Genomic DNA, 10,859 nt, shown 5'->3' on the forward strand with positions numbered 1-10,859 from the left:
ATGGCCCACGGCCACAGCCGAAATTACACCACCTTGACGGACGCGACCCCAAGCTGACGACCACCGCTGCGCTTTGAGGCTTTGAGGATCATGGCCGTGCATCGATGTCCAATGCTTGGATCAGGAGTTGGCGCATGTGATTGATATCCGCAGTCGCGGACATCAACGCTTCCTCTGTGTCAGGTGTGACCGCGCGGCTTCCCGTGTTCGTCGCGCGCGCAAGCTGGTTCACATTGTTCGCCAACCTTGATTGACCAAGAAGGCCGAGCAATTGCGCGAGGGCTTGATGATCTTTGACCGGAAACTTTCCGCACTTGCGGGGCGCGACCGTTTCCGGATCGAGCAAGCGCGAGCGGATATATGCGCCGAGCGCCATGCCAGCGGCATCGCGCTCTAGCTTTGCACGTTCTTCAAACGTGAGACGCAGCGAGAAGGGCGGGATGGTGCGCTCACCCATTGCACCTCTCCGATTTGCGCTTGCGGATCAGCGACGCGCGGCGAGTCGAGAGATCGATATCGATGCTCTTAGTCGCTGGAGTTGGCGCACTGATTTGCGGCAGAGGTTTGGCAACGTCATTCGCGTTTGCGGGCACTTGCCACGCTAGCGATGTGTGCTTGAGAATGTTATCCCACTTAGTCAGCACCGCCCATAGAGAGTTCGAACCCTCTCCATGGAGGTGCACCATCGTTTCCGCGGTTCGGCTACGCTGGAAATGAACTGGATTATCGGTCGCGGGTTGTCGGCATTGGCTTCAGGTCAGCGTCGCACGCATCGTTCGGCGTCCGGTCGCATCGCGCGACCATAGCCGGGTTTCTTCGCCGTCGCGCGCAAGGCAGAGGTCGAAGGGGGCGCCGTCGGTGAGCGGTGCTTCGGCGCGGAAGGCAAAGCTGCGCGGGACCAGTCCGGCGCGCAGGCCATGGTCCATCAGCAGTGTCGCGATAAGGGGGCCGTGGACGACCAGCCCGGCGTAACCTTCGACATTACGGGCATAGTCGCGGTCATAATGGATGCGGTGTGCGTTGAACGTCAGCGCCGAGTAGCGGAAGAGCAGCACCGGGTCGGGCATGATGCTGCGGACGGCATCGGCGGGTTCGGGGCTGACGGGCGCGACCGGCGCTGCGGCGGGGGCAGATCCCGCCGCCTCGCGAAACACGATATCCTGTTCTTCGCGAATCGCAGAGATACCATTTGCGAAAATCTCGTGGCGCAGCGTCACGAACAAAAGATCGCCGCCCGCGCCGCGCTTGGGGCTGATGGCGTCGATCGTTGTCACGCGGGTCAGCGTGGCGCCCACGGCTATGGGCGACAGAAAGTCGATGCGGCTGCCCGCCCACATGCGGCGCGGAAGCGGCACCGGCGGCAACAGGCTGCGGTTGTCGCGGCGCGGGTGGCCGTCCACGCCGATGGACGACTGGCGCGCCGTCGGCAGGAAATAAAGCCAGTGGCCGAGCGGCGGAACCATGTCCGGCGCCCACGGCGGCATGTCGTGGTCGAGAAGCGCCGCAAGGCCCGCAAGCGGTGCGGCGGTCGCGACGTCGTCGCGCGTCTCGCTGCGACCGACCCAGGCGGAATAATCGTCCATCAGAAACTCTTGGGCAGGCCCAGCACGTGCGTCGCGACATGACTGAGGATCAGGTTCGTGCTGATCGGAGCAACCTGATAGAGCCGTGTTTCGCGGAACTTGCGCTCGATATCATATTCCTCGGCAAAGCCGAAGCCACCGTGCGTCTGGACGCACATGTCGGCGGCATACCAGCTGGCTTCGGACGCCAGCATCTTCGCCATATTCGCTTCGGTCCCGCAATCGGTTCCTGCGTCGAACAGCCGCGCGGCCCTGTCGACCATTTCGGCAGCCGCGGCGATCTGGACATAAGCGCGCGCGATCGGGAACTGGACCCCCTGATTGGCACCGATGGCGCGGCCAAAGACCGAGCGGTCCCTGGCATAGGCGGCCGCGCGATCGACGAAGAAACGGCCGTCGCCGATACATTCGGAGGCGATCAGGATGCGTTCGGCATTCATGCCCGACAGGATATAGCGAAAGCCCTTGCCCTCTTCGCCGATCAGATTGGCGGCGGGGACTTCGAGGTCGTCGAAGAAAAGTTCGGTCGTTGCATGGTTGAGCATCGTGCGAACGGGACGGATGGTCAGACCCTTGCCCACCGCTTCGCGCATGTCGACGAGCAGCACGCTCATTCCGTCGGAAGCTTTGGCGCATTGCTCGCGCGGCGTGGTGCGGCAGAGCAGGATCATCAGGTCCGAATGTTCGGCGCGGCTGATCCAGATTTTCTGGCCGTTGACGACATATTTGTCGCCGATTTTCCTGGCAAAGGTGCGGATGCGCGTCGTATCGGTGCCTGCGGTCGGTTCGGTGACGCCAAAAGCCTGCAAGCGAAGCTCGCCGCGCGCGATCGCGGGCAGCCAGGCCTGCTTCTGCGCCTCCGACCCGTGTTTCAGCAGCGTGCCCATCGTATACATTTGCGCGTGGCACGCACCGCCGTTGCAACCCGACCGGTGGATTTCCTCCAGCACGGCGGTCGCCGCGCCAAGGCCGAGGCCCGACCCGCCATATTGTTCGGGGATGAGCACCGACAGGAAGCCCGCTTGGGTCAGCGTGCGGACGAACTCGGTCGGATAGATGCGGTCGCGGTCGAGCCTTTGCCAATAATCGCCCGGAAAATCGGCGCACAGGCGGCGCACCGCCTCGCGGATTTCGGGATGGCTCTGCTGCTCGGCTTCGGACATCGGTGTTCAGCTCTCCCCTGATCGTCAGGGAGAGGCTTAGGGTACGAAGCATCATGCGCCAAGCCCTATCGGGGCCTTGCCGCGATTCCCCCTTGTTTGATCGCCATCCCGGCATTCGCCGGTGCGACGGACGCAAGGGATGAGGGCGCCTAGATGCTCGGCAGGTCGAGGCCCTTGTCGCGCGCGCAGGCGATGGCGATGTCATAGCCCGCGTCGGCGTGGCGCATCACGCCCGATGCCGGATCGTTCCACAAAACGCGTTCCAGCCGCTGCGCAGCTTCTGGCGAACCATCGGCGACGATCACCATGCCGCTGTGCTGCGAATAGCCCATGCCGACGCCGCCCCCATGGTGCAGCGACACCCAGGTCGCGCCCGACGCGGTATTGAGCAAGGCATTGAGCAAGGGCCAGTCGCTGACCGCATCCGACCCGTCGCGCATCGCTTCGGTCTCACGGTTGGGCGAGGCCACGGAACCAGAGTCGAGGTGGTCGCGGCCGATCACGACGGGCGCTTTCAGCTCGCCATTCGCGACCATTTCGTTGAAGGCAAGGCCCAGCCGGTGGCGGTCGCCGAGCCCGACCCAGCAGATGCGCGCGGGCAGCCCCTGGAACCGGATCTTCTCCCGCGCCATGTCGAGCCAGTTGTGGAGGTGCTTGTTGTCAGGGAGCAGCTCCTTCACCCTGGCGTCGGTCTTGTAGATATCCTCAGGATCGCCGGACAGCGCCGCCCAGCGGAAGGGGCCGATACCGCGACAGAATAGCGGGCGAATATAGGCGGGGACGAAGCCCGGAAAGTCGAAGGCATTTTCGACCCCCTCGTCCTTTGCCATCTGACGGATATTATTGCCATAATCTGTTGTTGGCACGCCCGCCGCCTGCATGTCGAGCATCGCGCGGACATGCGCCGCCATCGATGCCTTCGCGGCCTTTGCCACGGCGGCGGGATCGCTCTCGCGCTTTGCGAACCATTGGTCGAGCGTCCAGCCCGCGGGGAGGTAGCCGTTCACCGGATCGTGCGCCGACGTCTGGTCGGTGAGCAGGTCGGGGCGGATGCCGCGGCGGGCCATCTCGGGCAGGATTTCGGCGGCGTTGCCCAGCAGGCCGACCGACACGGGCCGCCCCTCGGCATGGCTCGTCTCGATCATCGCCAGCGCTTCGTCGATGCTCGATGCCTGCTTGTCGAGATAGCCCGTGCGCAGGCGCATTTCGATGCGGCTTGGCTGGCATTCGATCGCGAGGCAGCTTGCGCCCGCCATTACCGCGGCGAGCGGCTGCGCGCCGCCCATGCCGCCGAGCCCGGCGGTAAGCAGCCAGCGGCCCGAAAGGTCGCCGCCATAATGCTGGCGGCCCATTTCGACGAAGGTTTCGTAGGTGCCCTGCACGATGCCCTGGCTGCCGATATAGATCCAGCTGCCCGCGGTCATCTGGCCGTACATCATCAGCCCTTTGCGATCGAGCTCGTGGAAATGCTCCCAATTCGCCCATTCGGGAACGAGGTTCGAGTTCGCGAGCAGCACGCGGGGCGCATTTTCGTGCGTCCGGAAGACGCCAACGGGCTTGCCCGACTGGATGAGCAAGGTCTCGTCGCCTTCCAGTCGCTTCAGCGTCTCGACGATCCGGTCATAGCTTTCCCAGTCGCGTGCGGCGCGGCCGATGCCGCCATAGACGACCAGTTCGTGCGGCGCCTCGGCGACGTCGGGGTGAAGATTGTTCATCAGCATCCGCATCGGCGCTTCGGTGAGCCAGCTTTTGGCGGTGATTTCGGCACCGGTTGCCGGGCGGATCACGCGGCTGTTGTCGAGACGGGTCATGTACGTCCTTTCGCAAAATCGAGGGTCGCGGCAATCACTTGCTCCAGAACGGGCCGGATCGCGGGATTGGGGTCGAGGGGGGAGGGCCAGTTGCCGTGGGCGATCGTGTCGGGCTCGGCCATATAGCCGCGCTGCGCAAGCTCCATCTGGATCGCATGAATGCCATCGTCGGGGCAGCCATAGTGGCGCGTCGTCCAGCCGCCCTTGAAACGCCCGTTGACGATGTGGCTGTGGCCGCTCGCGGCGCAGATGTTCGCGACGACGGTTTCGAGTTCGGGTGCGCATGTCGTGCCCCCGTTGGTGCCGATGTTGAATTGCGGCAATTCGCCGTCGAACAGGCGCGGGACGTGGCTGCGGATCGAGTGGGCGTCGTAGAGGACGACCCGACCATGCGTGGATTTCACGCGGTCGAGTTCGGCGGTCAGCGCCTCATGATAGGGGCGGTGATAAAGATTAAGCCGCTGGGTGATCGATGTTTCGTCGGGCTGGTCGAAGCGATAGAGGGGTTCGCCATCGAATGTCGTCGTCGGACACAGTTCGGTCGTCGCCTGTCCAGGATAGAGCGACGCGCCCGACGGATCGCGGTTCATGTCGATGACGCTGCGCGAAATGTCGGTCGCAACCAGCGTCGCACCCATATCGGCGGCAAAGGCGTAAAGCTCTGCAATCCACCAGTCGGTGTCGATCTGGGCGTGCCATGGCGAGACGAATTGTTCGTCGAACCCCGCCAGGTCGGTCCCGCCGTGCGGGAAGGCGATGACAAGCGGCGCGTCGCCGCGATGGACGCGCAGCCAATGCATCAGCCGACCCCCGGCAGATTGGCGGGAACCGCAGCGACCAGGCTGCCGTCGCGGATCAGCGCGATCGCCGCTTCCATATCGGGATGGAAATGGCGGTCGTCCTCGAGCGTCGGCACCGCGGCGCGAAGATGCCGGTGCGCGGCTTCGAGCGCGTCGCTGGACCTGAGCGGCGCATGAAAGTCGATCCCCTGACAGGCCGCCAGCAATTCGATGCCGATCACCGCGCTCGCATTGTCGGCTATGTCGAGCAGGCGACGCGCGCCGTGCGCGGCCATCGACACATGATCCTCCTGATTGGCGCTGGTCGGGATGGAATCGACGCTCGCGGGGTAAGCGCGTTGCTTGTTCTCGCTGACCAGTGCGGCGGCGCTGACCTGCGGAATCATGAAACCGGAGTTGAGGCCGGGACGCGGGGTGAGGAAGGCGGGAAGGCCCGACAGTGCCGGATCGACGAGCATCGCGATGCGGCGCTCGGCAATCGAGCCGATTTCGCACAGCGCCATGGCGATCATGTCGGCGGCAAAGGCGACGGGTTCGGCGTGGAAATTGCCGCCTGACAGTGCTTCATCGGTGTCGGCAAAGATCAGCGGATTGTCCGAGACGCCATTCGCTTCGATCGCGAGCGTCGCCGCCGCCTGCCGGAGCAGATCAAGCACCGCGCCCATCACCTGCGGCTGGCAGCGGAGGCAATAGGGATCCTGCACGCGCGGATCGTCGACCGCGTGCGAGGCGCGGATCGCCGATCCCGCCATCAGGCCGCGGAGCGCGTCGCCGACCTCGCGCTGTCCCGCGTGGCCGCGCAGAGCGTGAATGCGTGCGTCGAACGGCGCATCGGAACCCTTGGCGGCCTCGGTCGACAGCGCGCCCGTAATCAGGGCCGACCGGAACACCGTTTCGGCGCGAAACAGCCCCGCGAGCGCATTGGCGGTCGAAAACTGCGTGCCGTTGAGCAGCGCCAGCCCTTCCTTTGGGCCAAGCTCGATCGGCGTGAGATCCGCCTGCGCCAGCGCTTCGGCGGCGGGCAGGGTTTGACCGCCAACCTCGATTGCGCCGACGCCGATCATCGCCGCGGCCATATGCGACAGCGGCGCCAGGTCGCCGCTCGCGCCGACCGATCCCTGCGACGGAACGACGGGGGTGAGTCCCCTGGCGAGCATCGCTTCGAGCATCGCGACCGTCTCGCGTTTCACACCCGACGCACCCATCCCGAAACTGGCCAGCTTCAGCGCCATCATCAGGCGGACGATCTTCGTCGGCGATGGGGCGCCGGTGCCCGCGGCATGGCTGAGGACGATATTGCGCTGAAGCGTCGAGAGTTCGTCGTCGGCGATGCCTACGCTCGCGAGCTTTCCAAAGCCGGTGTTGATGCCGTAGACGGGGGCGCCCCTTGCGACGATGCGCGCCACCGCGGCGGCGCTCGCGTCGATCGCCTCCCATGCGCCGACGCTCAGTTCGGCGCTCGCGCCCTCATAGATTTCGCGCCAGTCGGCGAGCGTCATGGCGCCAGGCTTGATGATCATTGTCCATCCTTGATGCGTTGGTGAAGCGGATTGAAGCCGACGCGGTAGACAAGCTCGGCGGGGTCGCTCACGTTCCAGATCGCGAGGTCGCAGGCCTTGCCGGCTTCGAGCGTCCCTATCTCATCCGACAGGCCGAGAGCGGCGGCGGCGTTGACCGTCACCCCGCGCAGCGCCTCTACTACCGTCAGGCCGAACAGCGTCGCGCCCATGTTGAGCATCAGCAGCAGCGAGCTTGTCGGCGAGGTGCCGGGATTGTTGTCGGTCGCGAGCGCGATCCGCACTCCGAGCCGGCGCATCGCGTCCACCGGCGGCAGCTTCGTCTCGCGCATGAAATAAAAGGCGCCGGGGAGCAGCACCGCAACGGTGCCCGCTTCAGCCATCGCGCGCACATCATCTTCGGTCGCATATTCCAGATGGTCGGCGGACAATGCCCCATGCCGCGCCGCAAGCGCGCTGCCGCTCAGCGCCGACAATTGTTCGGCGTGGAGCTTGACCTTGAGCTCATGCGCCTTCGCGGCAACCAGGACGCGCGCGCACTGTTCGGGTGAAAATCCAATGCCTTCGCAAAAGGCGTCTACCGCCGTCGCGAGCGGCGCAGCGGCGGGGATCATCTCGCCCACGACGAGGTCAATATAGGCGTCGCTGTCGCCCCGATATTCGGGGGGCAGCGCATGTGCGCCAAGGAAAGTCGGTTCGACGCGGATCGCGCGGTGCTCGCCGAGCGCCCGCGCGGCGCGCAGCATCTTCAGTTCGTCATCGACCCGAAGCCCATAACCCGACTTGATTTCGATTGTCGTGACGCCCTCTGCGATCAGCGCGTCAAGGCGGGGAAGGGCGCTCGCGAACAGTTCGGCCTCGCTCGCTTCGCGCGTTGCGCGCATCGTCGAGACGATCCCGCCGCCCGCGCGCGCAATCTCTTCATAGCTCGCGCCTTCGAGCCGCATCGCCCATTCGTTGGCGCGGTTGCCGCCGTGGATCAGGTGCGTGTGGCAGTCGATCAGGCCGGGCGTGATCAGCCGCCCTTCGACGTCATGGGACTGTCCGGCGGCCGCAGGCGCCCCGGTAACCGGCCCCGCATAGACGATCCGCCCGTCCTTTGCCGCGACCACGCCGTCGTCGATCAGGCCGAGGTCCCCTCCGGCCATCGTCGCGAGTCGGGCGTTGGTCCAGCATTGCTCCATCTGGACAGTCTCGCGCCGATGTATCATTATGTCTAGACATAATATGAGGACGGATGATGGCTTCGCTCTGGTTCGAACGCGCGTGGATCGGCAATCGGTGGGAAAAGGACGTGCGGCTCCGCATCGCGGACGGGCGGATTGCGGGGATCGAAACCGACCTTGCGGCGGCGGCGGGCGAAGAGCGCCACCGCGCCGCGCTGCCCGGCCTCTGCAACGTTCACAGCCACGGTTTCCAGCGCGGTATGGCAGGGCTTTCGGAACGCCGCAGCCGCCCGGACGACAATTTCTGGAGCTGGCGCGAGATCATGTACCGCTTCCTCGACCGGCTGACGCCCCGGGATGTCGCGGCGATCACCGCGCAGGCCTATGTCGAGATGCTCGAAGGCGGCTTCACGCGCGTCGGCGAGTTCCACTATCTCCACCACGATCCCGCGGGCGCGCCCTATGCCGATCCGGCCGAGATGGCGGGCGCGATCGCAGAGGCGAGCGCGGCAACGGGCATCGGCCTGACGCTGCTGCCCGTCTTTTACGCGCATGGCAATTTCGGCGCGGTGCCGCCGAGCCACGGCCAGCGGCGTTTCCTGAACGACATCGACGGCTTTGCGGCGCTGATCGACGCGTCGCGGGCAAAGCTTGGCGGCGACGCCAATATCGGCGTTGCCCCGCATTCGCTGCGCGCGGTAACGCCCGGCGAACTGGCGGCGTTGCTTGAATTATCGCCCAGCGGGCCGGTGCATATCCATGCCGCCGAGCAGGTAAGGGAAGTTGCCGATTGCGTCGCGTGGAGCGGCGCGCGGCCGGTCGAATGGTTGCTGGACAACGCCGGGGTCGATGAACGCTGGTGCCTGATTCATGCGACCCATCTCGACGAAAGCGAAGTGCTTCGCCTTGCCGCCAGCGGTGCGGTGGCGGGGCTTTGCCCGATCACCGAAGCGAATCTTGGTGACGGCATCTTTCCGGCGACCGATTATCTTGCGGCGGGCGGGCGCTTCGGGGTTGGCACCGACAGCAATATATGGATCGATGCGGCGGGCGAACTGCGCGCGCTGGAATATTCACAGCGGCTGGCGCATCGCGCGCGGGCGCTGTTGGCGGATGACGCCGCGCCCTTCGTCGGCGCCAATCTGTTCGGCCGTGCGCTCCACGGCGGCGCGCAGGCGCTCGGCGTGCCCGCGGGGCTTGCCGTCGGCCAGGCCGCCGACATCGTGTCGCTCGACCTCGATCATCCCGCCTTTGCCGGGGCCGACGATGCGACGCTGCTCGACCGCTGGATCTTTGCGGCGCGTGGCGGGGTGATCGATTGCGTGTGGCGCGCGGGCGAAAAGCGCGTCGAAAAGGGCCGCCATGTCGCGGCGGCGGCTATCGCCTCTGCCTATCGCACCTGCCTCGACCGGCTGCTGGCATGAACCCCGCGCGGCGCATCCGCGACGAAATCGCCGCCGCGATCCGCTCGGGCGAATGGCGCCCCGGGGACCGCGTGCCGACCGAACAGGAACTGGCCGCGCGCCATGGCTGCGCGCGCGCGACGGTGAGCAAGGCGCTGGGCGAACTCGCCGCAGCGGGGCTGGTCGAGCGCCGCCGCAAGGCGGGCACATTTGTGGCGCACCCGCCGGTCCATTCGGCGGTGATGGCGGTGCCCGACCTTGCCGAACTGATCGCCGCGCGGGGTGAAGTCTATCGCTGGTCGCTGAAGGCGATGCGCATCGAAACGGACGGGGTGGCGCAGTGCCCGCCGCCTGCGCTGCGCGTTGAGGGTATGCATTTCGCGGCCGGCGAAGCGTTCGCGCTGGAAACGCGCTTCATCGCGCTCGACGAGGTGCCCGACGCGGCGAATGCCGACTTTCGGGCGGAAGCGCCCGGCACCTGGCTGCTTGGCCATATACCATGGACCGAGGCGCGCCATGTGATCCGGGCGGTCACGCCGACGCGGATCGAGGCGGCGCAACTCGGCGTGGCGACGCGCGCCGCCTGCCTTGAGCTCGATCGCACCACCTGGCGCGCCGGCCGCGTCGTCACTCACGTCCGGCAACTGTTCCGCGGCGACCGTTTCGACCTCGTCGCCGAGTTCAACGCCGGGACGTGACCGGGCGGCCGTGCGGCGAGGTGGCAAGCGGGGGCAATCATCGATTAACCACGTCCGGCAACGCAACGGAAATCTTTATTACCGACTGTTAGCAAAACAGAAAATGCCTGGGTCGCGTCCGTTGCTTGCAGGAGACGACACGTGGCAGAGTCAAAATCATCCACTTCGGTGGCCGCCCGCCTCGATGCGATCGAGGCACAGATCAAGCAGATCATTGAAGCGCTTCACGGTTCGGGCGGCGTGTCCGGGCCTTCGACGACGATCGAACTCACCGGCGAGGAACTCGACAAGATCGGCGATGCGCTGGAAGACCTTGACAGCCGCCTGACCGATCGACAGCGGCTTTATTTTCTCGGCATTTTGGGAGCGGCGGCGCATCATTTCCAGCAGGTGCTGGCAACCGAGGGGCCGTCGATCGAGAATATCCGCACGATCAAGGTCGCCAATGCGGCGCGCATCCGCGATGTTAAACTGTCCGACGCTTTCCAGGGGCTTACCAAGGTCGAGCAGGGCCGGCTCGGCAGTATCCTGTCACCTGGAGGCGATGTGATGGATTCGGTCGGTGTGGGCGTTGGCGTCGCCTGCGTCGGCGTCGACTGGTCGAAGGATCTGGCGACCGACCAGCTCGGCGGATGGCGCACCAACCCGGCCTTTGGCGGTGCGGTCGTCAATCCGGGGCCGTTGGGCGGCCTGCCTGGGGGATTCGGGCGTTAAGCCG

At 65.8% G+C, this 10,859-nt stretch carries 10 protein-coding genes; 3 read left to right on the plus strand and 7 right to left on the minus strand.

The features are described from left to right. Positions 1-88 precede the first annotated feature (88 nt). From mobC to hutI, 7 genes are all read right to left on the minus strand, one after another. Positions 89-457 (minus strand): plasmid mobilization relaxosome protein MobC, encoded by a 369-nt coding sequence (gene mobC, locus HUW43_RS11330; RefSeq protein ID WP_188237512.1) that lies wholly within the window; start codon positions 455-457, stop codon positions 89-91. A gap of 295 nt (positions 458-752) precedes the next feature. After that, positions 753-1,583 carry a MaoC family dehydratase N-terminal domain-containing protein gene (locus tag HUW43_RS11335; RefSeq protein ID WP_188237513.1) on the minus strand — a complete coding sequence of 277 codons (831 nt, stop codon included), beginning with the start codon at positions 1,581-1,583 and terminating at the stop codon, positions 753-755. Next, positions 1,583-2,746 carry an acyl-CoA dehydrogenase family protein gene (locus tag HUW43_RS11340; RefSeq protein ID WP_188237514.1) on the minus strand — a complete coding sequence of 388 codons (1,164 nt, stop codon included), beginning with the start codon at positions 2,744-2,746 and terminating at the stop codon, positions 1,583-1,585. Before HUW43_RS11340 ends, HUW43_RS11335 begins: the two co-directional genes overlap by 1 nt. Before the next feature lie 149 nt (positions 2,747-2,895). Then, positions 2,896-4,557 carry a urocanate hydratase gene (hutU, locus tag HUW43_RS11345; RefSeq protein ID WP_188237515.1) on the minus strand — a complete coding sequence of 554 codons (1,662 nt, stop codon included), beginning with the start codon at positions 4,555-4,557 and terminating at the stop codon, positions 2,896-2,898. Continuing rightward, positions 4,554-5,357: an N-formylglutamate deformylase gene (gene hutG, locus HUW43_RS11350; RefSeq protein ID WP_188237516.1), complete on the minus strand. Its 804-nt coding sequence runs from the start codon at positions 5,355-5,357 to the stop codon at positions 4,554-4,556. Before hutG ends, hutU begins: the two co-directional genes overlap by 4 nt. Continuing rightward, entirely contained in the window at positions 5,357-6,877 is a 1,521-nt protein-coding gene (hutH, locus tag HUW43_RS11355) for a histidine ammonia-lyase (RefSeq protein ID WP_188237517.1), read from the minus strand. Before hutH ends, hutG begins: the two co-directional genes overlap by 1 nt. Next, the gene (hutI, locus tag HUW43_RS11360) at positions 6,874-8,085 is read right to left on the minus strand and encodes an imidazolonepropionase (RefSeq protein WP_188237518.1); all 1,212 of its coding nucleotides are present in this window, start codon (positions 8,083-8,085) and stop codon (positions 6,874-6,876) included. Before hutI ends, hutH begins: the two co-directional genes overlap by 4 nt. 29 nt (positions 8,086-8,114) lie before the next feature. Between hutI and HUW43_RS11365 the strand changes: the two genes are divergently transcribed. The 3 genes from HUW43_RS11365 to HUW43_RS11375 all read left to right on the plus strand — a co-directional run bounded on the left by HUW43_RS11365 (position 8,115) and on the right by HUW43_RS11375 (position 10,855). After that, positions 8,115-9,464 carry a formimidoylglutamate deiminase gene (locus HUW43_RS11365; RefSeq protein WP_188237562.1) on the plus strand — a complete coding sequence of 450 codons (1,350 nt, stop codon included), beginning with the start codon at positions 8,115-8,117 and terminating at the stop codon, positions 9,462-9,464. After that, positions 9,461-10,141: a UTRA domain-containing protein gene (locus HUW43_RS11370; protein WP_188237519.1), complete on the plus strand. Its 681-nt coding sequence runs from the start codon at positions 9,461-9,463 to the stop codon at positions 10,139-10,141. Before HUW43_RS11365 ends, HUW43_RS11370 begins: the two co-directional genes overlap by 4 nt. A 141-nt stretch (positions 10,142-10,282) precedes the next feature. After that, entirely contained in the window at positions 10,283-10,855 is a 573-nt protein-coding gene (locus HUW43_RS11375; protein ID WP_188237520.1) for a hypothetical protein, read from the plus strand. The last annotated feature ends 4 nt before the right edge of the window (positions 10,856-10,859 follow it).

Source organism: Sphingopyxis sp. LK2115, from assembly GCF_014595975.1.
In the GTDB taxonomy this organism is placed as follows: Bacteria; Pseudomonadota; Alphaproteobacteria; order Sphingomonadales; family Sphingomonadaceae; genus Sphingopyxis.